Raw genomic sequence first — 18789 nt, forward strand, 5'->3', positions numbered from 1 at the left:
CTCCACCCCTCACCCTCCCCGGAAGGAACACCCATGCCCGGACACAGAAGGCCCGTCGGCAGGCACAGACGCAGACGCGTCGCCCTCGCCGCCCTGACCGCCGCCGCCCTTCTCGGCGGCCTGACCCTCACCGACAATCTCGCCGCCGACGCCGCCCCCGAGGCGGACGGCACCCCCAGGAAGACCCAGAACGGCATCACCCTCCTCGACACCCTCACCGTCCCCGCCGGCACCACGGAACTCGGCATGCCCTTCGGCGGTCTGTCCGGCATCGACTACAACCCGAGGACCCACACGTACGCCGCCCTCAGCGACGACCGCTCCGAGAACGGCAAGGCCCGCTTCTACTCCCTGCAACTCCCCCTGAAAGGAAAGAAGTTCGCCACCGACAAGCCCACCCTCGACGCGCTCACCGTCCTCGACGACACCACCGGCGAACCCTTCGCCGCCAAGGCCGTCGACCCCGAGGCGATCCGCTGGAACCCGGACGGCAAGGGCCTGCTGTGGACCAGCGAGGGCGCCTCGTCCTCCGGCCAGCCGGCCTTCGTCCGCGAGACATCGACCTCCGGCGCGTACGTACGCGACCTCCCGCTCCCCAAGGCGTATGCCCCCGTCCGCTCGGAGTCCGGCACCCTCACCGCCGGTGTCCGCAACAACCAGGCCCTGGAAGGGCTCAGCCTCTCCCCGGACGGCCGCAAGGCCGTCACGATCACCGAGAACGCGCTCGTCCAGGACGGCCCCGCCGCCGGACTGACCGCGAAGAGCCCCTCCCGACTCCTCGTCCTGGACCGCCGCACCGGCAAGGCGGAGGCCGAGCACGTCTACGAGGTCGACCCGATCTCCGCCGCGCCCACCGCCCCGCTGCCCGCCCCTGTCGGCACCTACTCCGCCGACCGGGGCGTCTCCGAGATCCTCGCGATCAACAAGACCGACTACCTCACTGTCGAACGTTCCTTCGCCTCCGGCGTCGGCTTCGCGATCCGCCTGTACTGGACCACCACGCGCGGCGCGACGGACGTACGCGGCGAGGCGAAGCTGTCCGGCTCCGAGCGGCCGATGCCGAAGAAGCTGCTCTACGACTTCACCCTGTCCGGCACGGACGCCGACAACGTCGAGGGCATCACCTGGGGCCCGACCCTCCCCGACGGCTCCCGCACCCTCGTCCTGGTCGCCGACGACAACTTCGGCTTCAACGGCAGCGTCACCAAGTTCCATCTGCTGTCCCTCCGCCCCGGCCTCCTGGCCCATGGCGCCCCCGCCACCCCGAAGCAGCCCGACACCGTCGACGTCCAGCTGCTGTCCTTCAACGACTTCCACGGCAACCTGGAGCCGCCCACCGGCCGGGACGCCAACCTCGGCTCCAAGCTGGACCCGAAGTCCACCCCGGTCGGCGGCGCCGAGTACCTCGCGGCCCGGCTGAAGCAGCTCCGCGAGGGCACCGACGCCTCGCTGACCGTCGCCGCCGGCGACATCATCGGCGCCAGCCCCTTCCTCTCCGGCCTCTTCCACGACGAACCGACCGTCGAATCCATGGAGAAGCTGCGCCTGGACGTCACGAGCGTCGGCAACCACGAGTTCGACGAGGGCACCGGGGAACTGCTGCGCATCCAGCACGGCGGCTGCCACCCCGACGACGGCTGCTACATCGACGGCGAGCCCTACGACGGCTCCGCCTTCCCCTGGCTCGCGGCCAACGTCCTGGACCGCACCACCGGCAAGCCGCTCCTCGCCCCCACCTGGGTCAAGAAGGTCGACGGCGTCAAGGTCGGCTTCATCGGCATGACCCTGGAGGGCACGCCCGAGGTCACCGGCCAGTCCGGCATCACCTCCGTACGCTTCGCCGACGAGGTGGAGACCGCTGACGCCGCCGCCCGCAAGCTGCGCCGGCAGGGCGTCGAGGCGATCGTCGTCCTGCTGCACGAGGGCGGCGTCCAGGCCGGTTCGTACGGGCAGTGCGACGGCGTCTCCGGCCCGATCGTCGACATCGCGAAGCGGCTGGACCCGGCCATCGACGCCGTCGTCACCGGCCACACCCACCAGCCGTACGTCTGCTCCCTGCCCGACCCGGCCGGTAACCCCCGCACGGTCACCTCGGCCTCGTCGTTCGGCCGGGTCGTCACCGAGACCCGGCTGCCGGTGGACCGCCGTACCGGTGACGTCGTACGCGACCGGGTCGCCGCGATGAACCACCTCGTCGCCCGCACCGGCGCCAAGGATGCCGAGCAGACCGCCGTCATCGACAAGTGGAAGGCGCTCTCCGCGCCCCTCGCGAACCGTGTCGTCGGTGGCGTGACCGCCGACATCACCCGCTCCGAGACCCGCGACGCCGAGTCGGACCTCGCCAACCTCGTCGCCGACGCCCAGCTCGCGGCCACGTCCGCACCCGAACGGGGCGGCGCCCGGATCGCGTTGATGAACCCCGGCGGCGTACGGGCCGACCTCGTCCACGCCTCCTCGACGGGCGGCGAGGCACCCGGTGAGATCACCTACGCCGAGGCGTTCGCGGTCCAGCCCTTCGCCGGATCCCTGGTCTCGGTCGACCTCACCGGAGCGGAGATCGAGAAGATCCTGGAGGAGCAGTTCAACGACTCCGGCACCCGGGCGCCGACCCTGATGCTCGGCGTCTCCAAGGGGCTGACCTACTCCTTCTCTCGCTCCGCCCCGGTGGGCGACCGCATCGACCCGTCCTCGATCAAGCTCGACGGCGAGACCCTGGATCCGGCCGCCACCTACCGGGTGACCGCCAACACCTTCCTCGCAGGAGGCGGTGACGGCTTCACCGCCTTCGCCGAGGGGACGAACACGGTCGGCGGCGGCGACGACATCACCGCGCTGACCGACTACCTCACGGCCCACAGCCCGGTCTCCCCGCCGGGCACGGACCGGGTGACCGAACTCCCCTGATCCGCAAGGGAGTTGCGGCCGCCGCAGGACGCCCGCAGTCCGTCATCAGTAGCTGAGCGCGTCCTCGGCGGTGCCGAAGAAGCTGGTGACCTGGCTGTCGTCGACGGTGACGGGACCGTCGACGATGGCCACGGTCGCCGGGCTCTCGGCCGCGGTGAGCGCGATCTCCACCTGGTCGGCGCTCTTGCCACCCGTGGTGTCGGCGCCGTCGAACAGGATCCCGGCGTAGGCGTGTCCGCCGGGCTCCACGATCCAGTCCGTGCCGGCGGGGCCTCTGTGTTCGGCGGCGCCGTCGAGCCCCGGGATCGTGATCACCAGGTCGTCGGCGGGCAGCAGACAGGGGTCGCCGCTGTTGTTGACCGCGGTCAGCAGGGCGTGACTGACGGGCTGGGACGCGACGGTGACGGTGTAGACCAAGTCGCTCGTCTCACACATCCCCACACCACCGTCCTGGCCGTCGTCCGGACCGCCGACCTGACCTTCGTCCGTGCCGGGTTCCGACGACGGCGAGGCGCTGTCGGCGCCACCGGACGGGCTCGCCTTCGTGCCGGGGGCGGTCGTGCTGGGAGCCGCCGTGGTCGGAGCCGCCGTGGTCGGTGCGGTCGCGCTCGGAGCCGTGGCTCTCGGCGTGGCCGTGCCCCCGGCGTCCGTGTCCTTCTCCGCTCCGCCGCCGCAGGCGGTCAGAGCCAGGACGCCGAGCGAGAGAACGGCGAGTGCGGCGGTGGTACGGCGTGGACGAGCGGTGTAAGTCATGACAAGCCCCCGGGATTCGTGATGTCCCGGTGATCGTGCCTGGTGGGAGCGGTACCGCACCGTTCGCCGACGGAGAGGGAACCGTTTCCGCACAGCTCTGTGACACTGTGGTCGGCTCCGTGACGGGTGCCGCTCAGCTCCGGGCGCGGGCGCCCGGCCCCAGGCGGGCGGTGACGTCCTTGGGGGCGAGGGTCGTGTGGTCCGCCGAGCACGCGACGACGACGCGTACGGGGGCGTCGCAGTCGGTGTGCCGGACGTCGAGCGCCGGCCCCTCGGAGCCGAGCGCGTAGGTCTCGCCCCACTGGCTCAGTGCCATCAGGACGGGCCACAGGTCCCAGCCCTTACGGGTCAGGCGGTACTCGTTGCGGGAGCGGCTGCCCGGTTCCCGGTACGGCACGGCCGCGAGGACACCCGCCGAGACGAGCTTGCGGAGACGGTCGCTGAGGACGGCCTCGGACAGGCCGATATGGCGGTGGAAGTCGTCGAAGCGTCGGACCCCGTTGACGGCGTCCCGCAGGATCAACAACGTCCACTTCTCGCCGACCACGTCGAGCGTCCGCTGGACGGGGCAGTTCTCCGTACTCGCGTCGAGCCACTCCATCACGCCATCGTAAAGGCCTGGCTTCGTCATTGACAGCCAGGTGTCGCGCATCTAGCTTCGCTTTCAGAAGTCAGCTGAGAGGATGGTTCCCGGTCGTGGGGCGAACGCGTACATATCAGTGGGATGATCCCGCGATCCTGGCGGAGGCCGCCGGACGTATGTCCGGTATCGACTTCCTGCGCGCGCTGACCGAGGGCAGCCTGCCGAGGCCGCCCATCAACTACGCCATCGACTTCGCCCTGGACGAGGTGGAGCCCGGCAGGGCGGTCTTCTCGCTGACGCCGGGGGAGGAGCACTACAACCCGATCGGCAGTGTGCACGGCGGGATCTTCGCCACCCTGCTCGACTCGGCGGCGGGGTGTGCCGTCCAGTCGACCCTCCCGCTCGGTATGGCCTACACCTCCCTCGACCTGACGGTGAAGTTTCTGCGGCGGATCACCGCGGACACGGGCACGGTGCGCGCCATCGGCACCGTCGTCAGCAGCGGCCGCAGAACGGCCCTGGCCCAGGCGCAGTTGCTGGACGCGTCGGACCGCCTCCTCGCCCACGCCACCAGCAGCTGCATGCTGTTCCCGGTGCCGACCCCCGAGAGCTGACCGAGCACCGCCACCGCGGGCGGGTGGCCGCGCCGGTGACCGGATCGGTCCGTAGTGGGACCCGATGCGGCCTGTCGGTGGCACGGGCGTACGGCGGAGGCTGGGGGCATGACCCGAGCACTGATCGTCATCGATGTCCAGGAGTCCTTCCGCGCCCGCCCGCAGTGGGAGGCGATCTCCGACCCGAAGATCGCCGACAAGGTGAACCGGCTGGTCCGGCTCGCACGCCGGGCCGGGGACCTGGTGGTGTGGGTGCTGCACTCCGAGCCCGGCAGCGGCGACGTCTTCGACCCCGCCCTCGGCCACGTCCGGCCGCTGGAGGAACTGGACGGGCGCGAGGACGGCGAGCCGCTGATCCACAAGACCTCGCACAACGCCTTCACCACCACCAACCTGCAGCAGATCCTCACCGAACACGGGATCCGCGAACTCACCGTCTGCGGCATCCGCACCGAACAGTGCGTGGAGACCACCGCCCGCGTCGGAAGCGACCTCGGCTACCGGGTCACCTTCGTCGTCGACGCGACCGCCACCGACCCGATCCCGCACCGCGACGCCCCCGATGACCTGACCGTCGCCGAACTGCTCGCCGACCCCCGCACCCTGCCCGCCGCCGAGGTCGTCCGGCGCACCGAGTACGCCCTCGCCGGACGCTTCGCCACCATCACCACGGTCGACGAGGTGGAGGCCGCGGCGGACCTTCGGGCATGATGACCGGATCGTGAGCCACGTCGTCTTCTTCCTGGTGCCCGGAGTCCATCTGCTGGACCTGGCAGGACCCGCGCAGGTCTTCTCCACCGCGGCCGACTTCGGGCACCCCTACACCCTCACCTACGTCGCCGAACGCCCGCAGGTCCCCACGGCCCAGGGACTGCCGCTCGTCGCCGGGCTGGACTGGCCCGAACTGGGGCCCGACGACCTGATCGTGGTCCCCGGCTGGCGGGCCGCCACCCTCGCCGACTCGCCTCCCGTCACCGAGGCCTCCCTGAAGGTCCTGCGCGACCACCACGCCAGGGGCGGCAGCGTGGCCAGCGTCTGCGCCGGCGCCGAGGCACTCGGCCGGGCCGGGCTGCTCCAGGGCCGCCGCTGCACCACCCACCACGACGTGCAGGACGAACTGGCCCGGCGCCACCCCGGGGCGGTCGTCGTCCGCGACGTCCTGTTCACCGCCGACGACCGGGTGATCACCTCGGCCGGAATCGCCAGCGGCATCGACCTCGCCCTGCATCTCGTCGCCGGCCGCCACGGACCCGCCGTCGCCGCGCAGGTGGCCCGCGACATGGTCGTCTACGCCCGTCGCAACGGCCACGAGCCGCAGTCCAGCGCGATGTTCCGGCACCGGTCCCACCTCGACGACACCGTGCACCGCGCCCAGGACCTCATCGACACCCGCTTCGACCAGCCGCTTCCCCTGCCCGGCCTCGCCTCGGCCGTCGGCGTCAGCGAACGCACCCTCACCCGGCTCTTCAGCCGCGCCACCGGCCTCACCCCGCTGCGCTACCAGCAGACCCTGCGCCTGGAACGCGCCGAACACCTCATCAGCCACGGCGCCACGGTCGACGCCGCCGCCCGCTCGGTCGGCTTCGAGGACGCCCGCATGCTGCGCCGCCTGCGCGCCCGCGCCACCTGAACGCCGGCCCGGGAGCACGGGAGGCTCTTGCGGACGTGGCGTGGCTCAGCGGGCGAACACGTCCGCGAACTTCCGCCCCGCCACCACCGGGTAGCCGAAGTCGGTCGCATTGAAGGACGTCGCCGAGGTCGTCGTCAGGCCGGAGGCCGCGCCCCGCAGCACCCACGCCGCCCCGTCGTCGTAGCCGTTCGACAGGACGTCCTCGCCGAACGCGCCGATCGCCAGATCGGCCTTGCCGTTGCCGTTGACGTCACGCAGCCGCAGCGAGGAACCGAAGTGGTCCCCGGCCTCCGCCGCGCCCGGCACCCCCGCCGTGGCCTGGTGCAGGGACCGGGCACCGGCCGTGGTCAGACCGTTCGGGCCGCCCTTGAGGAGCACGACATCGCCGACGTTCCGCTTGCCGTCCACGTCCTCGTACGGGGCGCCGACCGCGAGGTCCGCGTAGCCGTCGCCGGTCACATCGCCCAGGGCGAGCGCCGAGCCGAAGTCGTCACGGACCTCGTCGGTGCCGGGGACGCCGGGGCTGTCCTGGTGGTATGTACGGCCCTTGAGCGGCAGCCCGGCCGCAGAGCCGTACCGCACCATGATCGAACCGCCCTCGACGCCCGCCTCGTCGGCGGTGACCAGGTCGTCGTAGCCGTCGCCGTCGATGTCGCCCGTCGCGACGGCCGCCGACCACCACGCGGCGGAACCGGTCGTCCCGTCGTCGCTGAGGACGGTGTGGAGGGAGCCGATGTCGCCGTGCCCGCCGCGCAGCACGCCCACATAGCCGGACATCGGGGTGCCGTCCGGCTCGGTCCGGGTGCCGTGCAGCACGTACTCGAAGCCGTCGCCGCCGTCCTCGGAGGAGAAGTGGCCCGCGACGACGCCGTCCAGGCGGACACCGTCCGGCAGGAAGTCCACCTCGGGGGCGAGCGCGCCGTCCTGCGTGGGCCCGCCGTCGCCGTACCACCAGAACGTGTCGTTCCCGACGACGGCGAGCTGGGCGGTGCCGTCTCCGTCGAGGTCGGCGAAGGCCGCGCCCTCACCGAAACCGGCCGCCTCGGCGGTCGGCGCGGTGAGCACCATGCCGCCGGACGTGAACGGCTTCGCGCCGCCCCAGACGATCGTCACCGAGCCGCGCGGCTTGCCGGTGACCTCCTCGCCGGGCGCGCCCACGATCAGATCGGCGTAGCCGTCACCGTTCACATCGCCACTGGTGACGTTCTCACCGAACCTGTCCACGCTCTCCGAAGTGCCCGGCACACCAGGGGTGTTCTGGGTGACGTTCACGAACCGGGTCCGCGCGACACCGGAGGCGGAGCCGAACAGGACGGTGACCGTGCCGCCGCTCGCCTTGGGCGTTCCGACGGCGAGATCGCGGTAGCCGTCGCCGTTGAAGTCGTCCGCCAGGGGAGCGGGCGCCGCGTCGGCCACGGGCGCGCCGAGCCCCGTGACGGCGAGGGCGAGGGCGGCGGCTGCCGTGGCCATGGTCAGGGTGGATCTGCGCAAGTCATGCTCCCGTCCGAGAATCCGACGCCCCTACGACGCCCTTGGTGCACAAAGGGTTGTACGGGGCGGAAGACGCGTTCAGCGCTGTGCGAGGCGGCGGGGGTGCCGCGTCGGAGAGCCCGCAAAACCGTGTGCGGGCGACCGAGGTGGGTCCTTACCCTCCGGTCATGCATCTTCGCGAAGAACTTCCGGGCGACAGCGAGTCCGTGCGGGACATCCACCTGCGGGCGTTCGGTGACCACGGCCTTGTCGTGGCCGACCTGGTCGACACCCTGCGCGGCACGATCACGGCCGCGGACGGTCTGTCACTGGTCGCCGAGGTCGACGGGCGGAGCGTCGGGCACGTCATGTTCACCCGCGGTCTGCTCGACGCCCCTCGGCGACTGGTCGAGGTGCAGGTGCTCAGCCCGCTGGCCGTCATGCCCGAGCATCGCAAGCGCGGTATCGGCTCGGCCCTCGTCCGGCACGGGCTGAACACCCTCGCCGAGCGGGCCGTCCCCCTGGTCTTCCTGGAGGGCGATCCGGGCTACTACTCCCGCTTCGGCTTCGCGCCCGGCGACGGCCAGGGCTTCCGGAAACCGTCCCTGCGTATTCCGGACGACGCCTTCCAGGCCTTCCGACTCCCGCCGTACGAGCCGTGGATGACAGGGACACTGGTGTACGCGGAGCCGTTCTGGCGACACGACGCGGTCGGCCTCCGCGACCCCGGCGCATAGCACCGCACGCCCCCGACCATGACGTGACGCGCCCTCCGCGCACTCACCCTCGTCCCGGGTGAGGGCGCGGCGAGCACGGTCCCCGGCCGCTCAGAGGGTCGCCGCGTGGTCGGGGACGTACGTCTGCAGATCGCGTGGCGGGCGCTGGTAGCCGGTCGACGGCGGGCGCGTCGGCAGGTCCAGGACCGGGGGCGGGACCTCGTGGTACGGCACGGAGGCCAGCAGATGGGCGATCATGTTCAGCCGGGCGCGGCGCTTGTCGTCGCTCTCGACGACGAACCAGGGCGCCTCGGAGATGTCGGTGTGCACCAGCATCTCGTCCTTGGCCCGGGAGTACGCCTCCCAGCGGGTGAGCGACTCCAGGTCCATCGGCGACAGCTTCCAGCGTCGCAGCGGATCCTCCAGCCGCTTGCGGAACCGCTCCTGCTGCTCGGTGTCGCTCACCGAGAACCAGTACTTGCGCAGCAGGATCCCGTCCTCCACCAGCATCCGCTCGAAGATCGGGCACTGCCGCAGGAAGAGCTGGTACTCCTCCTTCGTGCAGAACCCCATCACATGCTCGACACCGGCCCGGTTGTACCAGGACCGGTCGAGCAGCACGATCTCCCCGGCGGCCGGCAGATGCTCGACGTAGCGCTGGAAGTACCACTGGGTGCGCTCGCGCTCCGTCGGCTTGGGGAGCGCCGCGATCCGGGCGACCCGGGGGTTGAGGTGCTCGGCGACCCGCTTGATCGTGCCGCCCTTGCCCGCCGCGTCCCGCCCCTCGAAGACCACGACCAGCCGGGCGCCCTCCGCCCGTACCCACTCCTGGAGCTTCACCAACTCCGTCTGCAGACGCAGCAGTTCCCGCTCGTACGCCGCGCGCGGCACCTTCGCCGCCTTCTTGTCGGCCATGTCGCCTCCACCACCCGACCAAGGTCGCACACCAGAACGTCACCGTACGTTCTGCCGAGGAGCCGCGCACCCCGGACGCCCGCCCGCGAGGTCACGGGCGTCGGTCGGCTCCGCCGGGGGAGAGGGCCGGCTGCAGTTCCGCCTGCTGCAGTTCGGCGAGCAACTCGCTCTGACCGGCGAGTAGTTCGGTGAGGATACGGCGGGCCGCGCGCAGCAGTTCGGCCACGTCACCGCCGGCGAGCGCGTAGCTGACGGTGGAGCCCTCCCTGATGGAGACGACGATGCCCGACCGGCGCAGCACTCCGAGCTGTTGGGAGAGGCTGGACGGTTCGATGTCGATCTCGCCGAGAAGGTCGCGTACGGCGAGAGGGCCGCCCTGCAGCAGTTCCAGGACCCGGATGCGTACGGGGTGCCCCAGCATGCGAAAGAACTCGGCCTTTGCCTGGTAGAGGGGGACCTGCATGAGAATCGCTCGCTCCCTGCCGCGTTCGACGGGCCTTCAGTGGGCGCGGCGACCTGAACGGATCACCGCAGGCGGTATCGCGGACCTATTTTCGAGGACCGGGCCTCGCACGCTCAGGGGATTGACCTGATCTGGACATTCCCACTTGAAGACATCTTCAAGTCGTGGGCGTGCGAGGCCGCGCAACGAGGCGCTTTTCTACACGGTGAGTTCCACTTCGATGCGTTTGAGCTGGTGGCGGGCCATGGCGAGATTCGACTTGGCCCTGTCGAGCACGAGGTAGAGGAACAGTCCGTTGCCGCCGCGTCCCTTGAGCGGCTGGATGATGTGGTACTGGCTGCCGAGCGTGATCAGCATGTCCTCGATCTCGCCCTTGAGGCCGAGGTGTTCCATGGTGCGGTTCTTGGCGCGGATCACATCCGTGTTGCCCGCCGCCGCGACGGTCAGGTCGAGGTCCTTGCCGCCGCCCAGTGTGCCGAGTGCCATTCCGCTGGTGTAGTCGACCAGCGCGGTTCCCAACGCCCCTTCGATCGACGTCATGATCTCCTTCAGGGAAATCTCGACATTGCTCATCCCGATGTCTCCTTCTGGGCGCCACGTGATTCCGGCTTCGCCCTCTCCGCCGGTGCGAGGACTCTACGAAGCGCCCGTGACCGCCACCGCTGTTGTTCCGGTACTGAATGAGGAAGCCCGGAATTGCCGGGCGGCACGTCATTTCTGACCGGTCATGCGCGTGGGCCGAGGCGGGCCGTCACCCAGGGGATGCTGCGGCCGGTCGCGGCGGCCAGTTCCCGCAGGGTCGCGCCCTCGGCGGTCCGGGACCGCAACCACGCCCCGATGTCCCCGGTGCCGACACGCTCGGCGGCGGCCCGGTCGTTGAGCCGTACGCGGGAGCGCCGCCCGGCGGCGGAGTTGGCGCCGACGGGCCGGATCGCGACACCGTGCTCGACGAGCAACTCCCGTACCCGGCGCTTGCCCACGCCGAGCACCCGCGCCGTGTCCTCGATGCTCGCCTGCCGGTCGACGTACACGGCCCGCAAGGCCTGCTCGACGTCGGCGAAGCCGCCGGCGCTCAGCGCGGCAGCCATCCGCTCCGCGGAGGCGCGGCTCTGCGTACGGCGACCGGCGGCAAGGCTCTCCGCGCGCTTGTGCCGCGACTCCGCCGCATCCCCCTGCACACGGTCACTGGCCCGGCGCCTGCGGGCCAACTCGCCCGAGCGCGCCATCGCCCGACCCGACGCGAACCGCTCCTGCGCCGCCTCCGACGCGTGGTACTCCGCACGCCGCGTACGGGACTGCTCCCGCGCGAACGACCGCGCGCTGAGCGCCCGCCCGCGCATCAGCCCGAACTCCCGCCGGTACTCGACCGCGGTCATCCCATGAGCCCGTACATGCGCCCCGAGCGAACGGAAGGCCCGCCCGCACACATGACAGAGCACGGTGTCCGCGTCCTCGTCACGGATCAGCCGCCCGAAGTCGGGATGCCGGGCTCCACCGGGCACGGACGCGGGGAAGTCGGCACCGAGGAAGCCGGGTTGCCGCTCCATCGCCCCCCCCAAGCCCGACCGGTACGTGTTCCCGAACCCGCACACGCGTGCTCCAGTCTCGCGGATCCGAACGGGCCGACGCGAGGGGCGACACAGGCCCGTGGTCAGCGCAGGCGGCGTGCGCGCAGTACCAGGTCGTCGGTGTGGTGTGCGCCGGCGCCGCCGTCGGGGGCCGTGCGGGGGCGTTGCTCGTTCACCTCGATCTCCCAGTCGTCGTCGAGCAGGGCGGCGACCATCGAGGGCCAGACATAGTCGGCCGGGTCGAAGCCGCCGTCCTGCGGCTGGTGGGTGTCCATTCCCGCGTGGTGGACGAGCAGCAGCACCCCGCCCGGCGCGACGGCCGCGAGCAGCGCCCGCTCCGCGGCGGCGTCAGGGGTGCGCAGCAGCGCCGGGTACTGCGCGGAGACCAGGTCGAAGGAGGTCGGCGGGAGCGCCGCCTCGGTGAGCGTGGCGTGCACCCAGCGCACGGGGAGACCGGCGTCCCGCGCATGCCCGGCGGCTCGTTCCAGCGCCACGCCCGACACCTCGATCGCGGTCACGTCCCAGCCGCCGCGCGCGAGCCAGACGGCGTCCGCGCCCTCGCCGCAGCCGACGTCGAGCACTCGCCCGGGCGTGAGCCCGGCGACCTCCTCCACCAGCGCCCCGTTCGGCTGCCCGCTCCACAACTGGTGCCGGTCGGCGTACCGGCTGTCCCACTCCGCCCGCACCGCGGGATCCCCCACGTACCCCTCGACAACCGAGGACGAGAACGAGGGGGAGGGGGAGAGGTCGGGGGAGGGGGATGCGGAAGCGGGCGGTGCCGCGGTGATGTCGTCAGTCATAGGCCCACCGTCGTCCACCACACCCCGGCCCGCCCACTCCTGTTGCCGTTCCGGCAAAACGGCTTCCCGCCTCGGCCGGTCAGGTCTCGGGCGATGTGTCCGGGGAGGCGGGGAGTTCCTGCTCGGCCCAGATCGTCTTGCCGGTGTACGTGTTGCGCGTACCCCAGCTCTGCGTGAGCTGGGCGACCAGGAGGAGGCCGCGTCCGCCCTCGTCGAAGGTGCGGGCCCGGCGCAGATGCGGGGCCGTGCTGCTGGCGTCGGAGACCTCGCAGATCAGGTTGCGGTCGCGGATCAGCCGGAGCCGGATGGGCGCTCCGCCGTACCGGATCGCGTTGGTGACCAGCTCGCTGACGATCAGTTCGGTGACGAACGCGGCCTCCTCCAGGCCCCACACCTCCAGTTGACGGCAGGCGTTCTTGCGGGCGTCGGCGACCGCGGCGGGGTCGGACGGCACGTCCCAGGTGGCGACATGCGCGGCGTCCAGGGCCCGGGTGCGGGCCATGAGCAGCGCCACGTCGTCGGCCGGGCGTTCCGGGAGCAGCGCCCGCAGCACGCTGTCGCAGGTGTCCTCCAGCGACGGGGTCCGCCGGGCCAGTGTCGTCCGCAGGGCGTCGAGGCCCTCGTCGATGTCGCGGCCCCGGAACTCGACGAGACCGTCCGTGTACAGGGTGAGGACACTGCCCTCGGGCACCTCGATCTCGGTGGCCTCGAACGGCAGACCGCCCAGCCCCAGCGGCGGCCCGGCGGGGACGTCGAGGAACTCCACGGTCCCGTCCGGCGTCGTCAGCGCGGGCACGGGATGGCCGGCCCGGGCCAGCGCGCAGCGCCGCGAGACCGGGTCGTAGACCGCGTACAGACAGGTGGCGCCGATGCCACCGGCGGGATCGGCGGAGCGTTCGGCCTCGGCGGACAGATGGATGACCAGGTCGTCCAGGTGGGTCAGGAGTTCGTCGGGCGGCAGATCGACATCGGCCAGGGTGCGGACGGCGGTGCGCAGCCGCCCCATGGTGGCCGAGGCCTGGATGCCGTGGCCGACGACATCGCCGACGACCAGCGCCACGCGGGCACCGGACAACGGGATGACGTCGAACCAGTCCCCGCCGACGCCGGCCTGCGTGCTGGCCGGCCGGTAGCGGGAGGCGACCTCGACGGCAGCCTGCGGCGGCAGCCGCTGCGGCAGCAGACTGCGCTGCAGGGTGAGGGAGGTACGGCGCTCACGGGAGTAGCGGCGGGCGTTGTCGATACAGACGGCGGCCCTGGCCGTGATCTCCTCGCCCAGGAGCAGATCGTCCTGTTCGAAGGGCTCCGGGCTCCGGTGCCGGGAGAAGGTGGCCACGCCGAGGGTGATGCCACGGGCCCGCATCGGCACGGCGAGCACCGAGTGGAAGCCGAACCTCCGCACCCGCTCGGCCCGGACCGGGACCTGGTGCGCCCACTTGTCGATCGCGGGTTCGGTCACCGCGCGGATCAGCGGGCGCCCGGCCGCCAGGCACTCGGCCGCGGGCGACGCGTCCGGGTAGGCGGCCAGCTCGCCGTACCCGACCACGGCCTCGGGGCAGCCGTCGAGGACGGACTGGTTGGCGACGCGGCGCAGCATGACCTGGCCGGGCGGCGGTCCGGTCGGCGGATCGTCACCGCCCTCGATGGCGGGCAGGAGGTCGACGGTGACGAAGTCCGCGAAGCGGGGGACGGCCACGTCGGCGAGTTCCTGCGCGGTACGGGCGAGGTCCAGGGTGCTGCCGATGCGGACACTCGCGTCGTTCAGCAGGGCCAGACGCCCCCGGGCCACATGCTCCTCGGTCATGTCGTGGGCGGACAGCAGCACCCCCTGTACGGCCCCCTCGGCGTCCGGCACGGGGGTCAGCGTCGTGCTCCAGACGCTCTCCCGGGCATGGCCGACCATGCGCAGGGTCTGCCGCAGATACTGCTCCTCGCCGGTCTCCAGCGCCCGGCGCATGCACTGTTCCGTCCGGTCGCCCTCGGGGTCCACCACGATCTCCGAGACCCGCAGGCCCCGCATCGCCGCCTCGGGCAGCCCGATCACGCGTTCCATGTCCGCGTTCGCGCGCCGCAGCCGCAGGCCCGTGTCGTAGAGGGCCGTCGCGGACGGGGAGCGGGCGAACGCCCACCTCACCAGCGCGTCGTCCCCGGCCGGCGGCGCCGCGCGGGCCAGGGGGACGACCAGGAGCCACCCGCCGGTGCCCGGGTCGTGGCCGTCCGGCGTCCGGCGGTGTGCCAGCAGGTCCACGGTGAGACGGCGGCCGTCGCGGTGGAGGAGTCCGACCGGCCCGTTCCACCTCGGCAGGTCGCGAAGGTCGCGAAGGTCGCGAAGATCCGGCGCGGGCGGTGCCCCGGCGAGCAGGCGGGCCGCGGGCCGGCCGACGACCTCCCCGGACCCGTAGCCGAGCAGCCGCCGCGCGCCCTCGCTCCACCCGGTCACGACACCGCGCGCGTCCACCGTGGCACGGGCGGTGGCCGCCTCGTCGACGGGGTCGTACGACCGCCGCGCCTCCCGGTCGTCGCCGACGGCATCAGAACCCGTCATCGTGCTCATCCGCCCTCGCCTCGGTCATTTCCACGGTGCGCCCGGGCCCGTCCGGGAGCAACCGTGGGCGGAACAGCCGGACATTAAGGAGTAATCATCAGTAATCATGATGTGCATACCAAAAGGTGTCGTGCGTCGACGAGGACGAGAGCGAGGGCGTGCCATGACCGCCATCAGCGGGCAGACGTGGCCGGACGTGGCCGACTGGACCGGGAAGATCCACAGCGGTGGCTGGCGCCGGTCCGAGGGCGGAACCCTCCTGGTGACCGAACCCGCCACGGGCGAACGGCTGGCGGAGGTGGGCGTCGCCACACCCGCCGACGTCGCCCGGGCCGCCGCGCTCGCCGCCCGCGCCCAGCCGGACTGGGCCGCGACGGCCCCTCCCGAACGCGCCGAGGTGCTGCTCCGTGCCGCCCGGGCGCTGCGGGACCACAGCGACGCGATCCGCGAGTGGATCGTCAGGGAGTCCGGCGGCGTCCCGGCGAAGGGCGACTACGAGATCGCGGCCGGACTCAGCCAGCTGGCACAGGCCGCCGGAACGGCGTCGCTGCCCCTCGGCGAGATCCTCGGCTCCCCGGTCCCCGGCCGGGCCAGCCACGCCTGGCGGGTGCCGCTCGGGGTGGTCGGGGTCATCAACCCCTGGAACGCTCCGCTGCTGTTCGCCATGCGCGCCCTCGCACCCGCGCTCGCCCTGGGCAACGCCGTGCTCCTCAAACCCGATCCGCTCACCCCGGTGTCCGGCGGGGTGATCGTGGCGCGGCTGTTCGAGGACGCGGGACTGCCCGAGGGGCTGCTCCACGTCCTGCCCGGGGGTGTCGTCACCGGTGAGGCCGTCGTGGCGGATCCCCGGGTCGCCATGGTCTCCTTCACCGGCTCCGTCGAGGCCGGCCGGGCGGTCGCCCGCGCCGCCGGGGACGGGCTCAAGCGGGTCTCCCTGGAACTGGGCGGCAAGAACTCGATCGTCGTCCTCGACGACGCGGACGTCGACGCCGCCGCCACCGCCGGTGCGCTGAGCACCTTCGGCTACCAGGGACAGGCCTGCGTCGCCGCCGGGCGCCATCTCGTGCACGAGGACCTCGTGGAGCCGTACACCGAGGCACTGATCGGGCAGGCCCGTGCCCTGCGGGTCGGCGACCCCCGCGAGGACGGTGTCGCCCTCGGCCCCGTGATCAGCGAGCGGCAGGCCGCCAGGATCGAACGCATCGTGCAGGAGAGCGTGGCGGCGGGCGCCCGGGTGCTGGCCGGGGGGCGGCGTGACGGACTGTTCTATTCGCCGACCGTGCTGGACCGTGTCGGGCGCGCCATGCCCGCCTTCCGGGAGGAGATCTTCGGGCCGGTCGCGCCGATCGTCGCCTTCCGCACCGACACCGAGGCCGTCGAGATCGCCAACGACACGGAGTACGGCCTGGCGGCGGCCGTCCACTCCCGTTCGGTGCCGCGCGCCACCGCGCTCGCCGAACAGCTCCGTACGGGCATGGTCCACATCAACGGCGTCACCGCCGCGGACGCCGCGAACGCGCCCTTCGGCGGCATGGGCGCCTCGGGCAACGGCACCCGCATCGGCGGCACCGCCAACCTGGAGCAGTTCACCCAGTGGCGCTGGGCGACCACCCCGGAGGCGGGCTGACACGACCGCGAGGCGATGCCGGGGCTCCGGTCGTACCCTGACCACATCGGATGACGTGTGCGACAACGGTGGTGCCCCAGCCGCGCCCTAGCCGCGCCGGAAGGAGCGGCCCGCATGCACGGGTATGCGACCCCAGATCGCGACGAGACGCTGGCGACGCCCGGCGGGCTGCTGGACCTGTTGCACGTGGCGTCGGTGGTGCTGGACGCGGACGGCCGGATCGTGCTGTGGAGCCCCGCGATGGAACAGCTGCTCGGCCATTCCGCGCAGGAGGCGCTCGGGCAGCGCGCCGACACCCTTCTGATCACGCCCGAGAACCGGCCCCGGGCCCGCGCACTCTTCGACCAGGTCAGCGGGGGCGCCCGCTGGACGGGTGTCTTTCCGCTGCGGCACCGGGACGGCGGCGAACGCGCCGTGGAGTTCCGCACGATGCGGCTGCTCGACAGCGAGGGCAAGCGCCATCTGCTCGGGCTGGCCGCGGACGCGAGGACCGTACGTGGCGTCGAGCGGGACCTCGCCCTCTCCCACAGCCTCGTCAACCAGACCCCCGTGGGCATCGCCGTCTTCGACACCGCCCTGCGGTGGATCGGCGTCAATCCCGCGCTGGAACGCATGAACGGCGTACCCGAGTCCGCCCTGGTGGGCCGCCGGGTCGGCGAGGTGCTGCCGGACCTGGACGTGGAGGCCATCGAGTCCCGGATGCGGCACGTCCTGGAGACCGGCAGATCCCTGCTCGACCAGCACACCGTCGGCCACACGGCCGCCGACAGCCAGGACCGCACCTACTCCGAGTCGTACCACCGCATCGAGGACACCAACGGGCGGGTGCTCGGCCTCGCCATGGCCGTCCTGGACATCACCGAACGCCAGCGGGCCGCCGCCGAGGTCGCCGAGGCCCGCCGGCGCCTGGCCGTGATCGCGGACGCCGGCGTACGGATCGGCACCACCCTGGACCTGGAGCAGAGCGCGCAAGAGCTGGCCGACGTGGCCGTACCGCACGTGGCGGACCTGGCCGCCGTGGACGTCCTGGAATCCGTCGTGGCCCTCGGCGACGTGCCCCCCGTCACCGGTGATTCCCCCGCCGAGTTCCGAGCCCTGGCCGTGGCGTCCGCCCACCCCTCCGACGCGATCCACGCCGCCGACCCCGTCGGCGAACTGACCGCCCACCGGGCGTCGAGAGTCATCACCCAGTGCGTCCGCACCGCCCGGCCGGTCCTCGTCGAGCGCGTCGACGAACGGAGCATGCGGCGGATCGCCCGGGACGCGGCCGCCGCCCGCGCCCTCCTCGCGGCGGGCGTCCACTCCTACATGGCGCTGCCCCTGGTCGCCCGGGGCAGTGTGCTCGGCACCCTCAGCCTCTACCGCACCGCCAACGAGCGCCCCTTCGACGACCAGGACCGCCTCCTCGCCTCGGAACTGGCCGCGCGTGCCGCCATCTGCATCGACAACGCCCGCTCCTACGGCCGGGAACGCGCCACCGCCCTGACCCTCCAGCGCAGCCTCCTGCCCGCCACACCGGCCCGGCGCGAGGGACTCGACATCGCCGCCCGGTACCGCCCGGCCCTCAGCGACGTCGGCGGCGACTGGTACGACGTCCTGCCGCTCGGGCCGGGACGGACCGGGCTCGTCGTGGGGGACGTCATGGGCAAGGGCGTCCAAGCCGCCGCGATCATGGGGCAGTTGAGCAGCGCCACCCGTGCGCTGGCCCGCCTCGACCTGGAACCCGCGGAACTGCTGCGGCATCTCGACGACATCGCCGGCTCGCTCGGCGACGCCATCGCCACCTGCGTGTACGGCGTGTGCGACCTGAACCGCGGCACCTGCGCCCTGTCCAGCGCCGGACACCTGCCGCCCGTCCTGGCCACCGCCGACGGCACCGCACGCCTCGTCGACATCCCCGGCGGCGTACCGCTCGGCGTGGGCGGTGTGGACTTCGGCACCGTCGAAGTGGACCTCGCCCCTGGCTCGTTGCTCGCCCTCTACACCGACGGACTGGTCGAGAACCGGGCGGAACCGATCGACACCGGCCTCGCCACCTTCACCCGCCTCCTCCGCTCCCCGACCGACGCCGGCCTGGAACACACCGGCGACACCCTCCTCAACGCCCTGTGCCCCCGCCCCGACGACGACGTCGCACTCCTGCTGGTGCGCGTCCGCGCGGGGCACGTCGGGCCGCCCAACTGAGGCTCCGCAAAAGGCGG

Annotated in this window: 16 protein-coding genes; 7 read left to right on the forward strand and 9 right to left on the reverse strand. The window is 72.3% G+C overall.

Annotated elements, in window-relative coordinates:
- The first annotated feature begins 33 nt into the window (after positions 1 to 33).
- Positions 34 to 2904 carry an esterase-like activity of phytase family protein gene (locus ACZ7MG_RS05065; protein ID WP_471394295.1) on the forward strand — a complete coding sequence of 957 codons (2871 nt, stop codon included), beginning with the start codon at positions 34 to 36 and terminating at the stop codon, positions 2902 to 2904.
- Positions 2905 to 2949: 45 nt separating this feature from the next.
- Here the strand turns inward: ACZ7MG_RS05065 and ACZ7MG_RS05070 are convergent, their stop codons facing one another.
- A complete protein-coding gene (locus ACZ7MG_RS05070) occupies positions 2950 to 3657 on the reverse strand; it encodes a DUF4232 domain-containing protein (protein ID WP_471394292.1) in 708 nt (235 codons plus the stop codon).
- Positions 3658 to 3790: 133 nt separating this feature from the next.
- Positions 3791 to 4258 carry a winged helix-turn-helix transcriptional regulator gene (locus ACZ7MG_RS05075; RefSeq protein WP_471394289.1) on the reverse strand — a complete coding sequence of 156 codons (468 nt, stop codon included), beginning with the start codon at positions 4256 to 4258 and terminating at the stop codon, positions 3791 to 3793.
- Between the two features lie 95 nt (positions 4259 to 4353).
- Between ACZ7MG_RS05075 and ACZ7MG_RS05080 the strand changes: the two genes are divergently transcribed.
- The 3 genes from ACZ7MG_RS05080 to ACZ7MG_RS05090 all read left to right on the forward strand — a co-directional run bounded on the left by ACZ7MG_RS05080 (position 4354) and on the right by ACZ7MG_RS05090 (position 6484).
- On the forward strand, positions 4354 to 4854 hold the full coding sequence (locus ACZ7MG_RS05080) for a PaaI family thioesterase (protein ID WP_471394286.1): 501 nt from the start codon (positions 4354 to 4356) through the stop codon (positions 4852 to 4854).
- A 108-nt stretch (positions 4855 to 4962) separates the two neighbouring features.
- Complete coding sequence (locus ACZ7MG_RS05085) at positions 4963 to 5565, forward strand: cysteine hydrolase family protein (protein ID WP_471394283.1); 603 nt, start codon at positions 4963 to 4965, stop codon at positions 5563 to 5565.
- A 10-nt stretch (positions 5566 to 5575) separates the two neighbouring features.
- Positions 5576 to 6484, forward strand: coding sequence for a GlxA family transcriptional regulator (locus ACZ7MG_RS05090; RefSeq protein ID WP_471394281.1), 909 nt, complete (start codon positions 5576 to 5578; stop codon positions 6482 to 6484).
- Between the two features lie 45 nt (positions 6485 to 6529).
- On the opposite strand, the gene ACZ7MG_RS05095 is transcribed toward ACZ7MG_RS05090, so the two are convergent.
- Positions 6530 to 7975, reverse strand: a complete 1446-nt coding sequence (locus tag ACZ7MG_RS05095) for an FG-GAP-like repeat-containing protein (RefSeq protein ID WP_471394279.1) — start codon at positions 7973 to 7975, stop codon at positions 6530 to 6532.
- A 167-nt stretch (positions 7976 to 8142) separates the two neighbouring features.
- Between ACZ7MG_RS05095 and ACZ7MG_RS05100 the strand changes: the two genes are divergently transcribed.
- Complete coding sequence (locus ACZ7MG_RS05100; protein ID WP_471394277.1) at positions 8143 to 8691, forward strand: GNAT family N-acetyltransferase; 549 nt, start codon at positions 8143 to 8145, stop codon at positions 8689 to 8691.
- Positions 8692 to 8781: 90 nt separating this feature from the next.
- Here the strand turns inward: ACZ7MG_RS05100 and ppk2 are convergent, their stop codons facing one another.
- The 6 genes from ppk2 to ACZ7MG_RS05130 form a co-directional block, all read right to left on the reverse strand.
- A complete protein-coding gene (gene ppk2, locus ACZ7MG_RS05105) occupies positions 8782 to 9585 on the reverse strand; it encodes a polyphosphate kinase 2 (RefSeq protein ID WP_471394274.1) in 804 nt (267 codons plus the stop codon).
- Positions 9586 to 9676: 91 nt separating this feature from the next.
- Positions 9677 to 10048 carry an ArsR/SmtB family transcription factor gene (locus ACZ7MG_RS05110; RefSeq protein WP_471394271.1) on the reverse strand — a complete coding sequence of 124 codons (372 nt, stop codon included), beginning with the start codon at positions 10046 to 10048 and terminating at the stop codon, positions 9677 to 9679.
- 198 nt (positions 10049 to 10246) lie between these two features.
- The gene (locus ACZ7MG_RS05115) at positions 10247 to 10621 is read right to left on the reverse strand and encodes a roadblock/LC7 domain-containing protein (RefSeq protein WP_471394268.1); all 375 of its coding nucleotides are present in this window, start codon (positions 10619 to 10621) and stop codon (positions 10247 to 10249) included.
- Positions 10622 to 10773: 152 nt separating this feature from the next.
- The gene (locus tag ACZ7MG_RS05120; RefSeq protein ID WP_471394265.1) at positions 10774 to 11595 is read right to left on the reverse strand and encodes a MucR family transcriptional regulator; all 822 of its coding nucleotides are present in this window, start codon (positions 11593 to 11595) and stop codon (positions 10774 to 10776) included.
- A gap of 104 nt (positions 11596 to 11699) precedes the next feature.
- Complete coding sequence (locus ACZ7MG_RS05125) at positions 11700 to 12416, reverse strand: class I SAM-dependent methyltransferase (protein WP_471394261.1); 717 nt, start codon at positions 12414 to 12416, stop codon at positions 11700 to 11702.
- Between the two features lie 79 nt (positions 12417 to 12495).
- Positions 12496 to 14970: a SpoIIE family protein phosphatase gene (locus ACZ7MG_RS05130; protein ID WP_471394258.1), complete on the reverse strand. Its 2475-nt coding sequence runs from the start codon at positions 14968 to 14970 to the stop codon at positions 12496 to 12498.
- A 154-nt stretch (positions 14971 to 15124) separates the two neighbouring features.
- Between ACZ7MG_RS05130 and ACZ7MG_RS05135 the strand changes: the two genes are divergently transcribed.
- Positions 15125 to 16588 carry a benzaldehyde dehydrogenase gene (locus tag ACZ7MG_RS05135; protein WP_471394255.1) on the forward strand — a complete coding sequence of 488 codons (1464 nt, stop codon included), beginning with the start codon at positions 15125 to 15127 and terminating at the stop codon, positions 16586 to 16588.
- Between the two features lie 114 nt (positions 16589 to 16702).
- Positions 16703 to 18772, forward strand: coding sequence for a SpoIIE family protein phosphatase (locus ACZ7MG_RS05140; protein WP_471394252.1), 2070 nt, complete (start codon positions 16703 to 16705; stop codon positions 18770 to 18772).
- Positions 18773 to 18789: the final 17 nt, after the last annotated feature.

This window comes from Streptomyces sp. NPDC107538, from assembly GCF_055657445.1.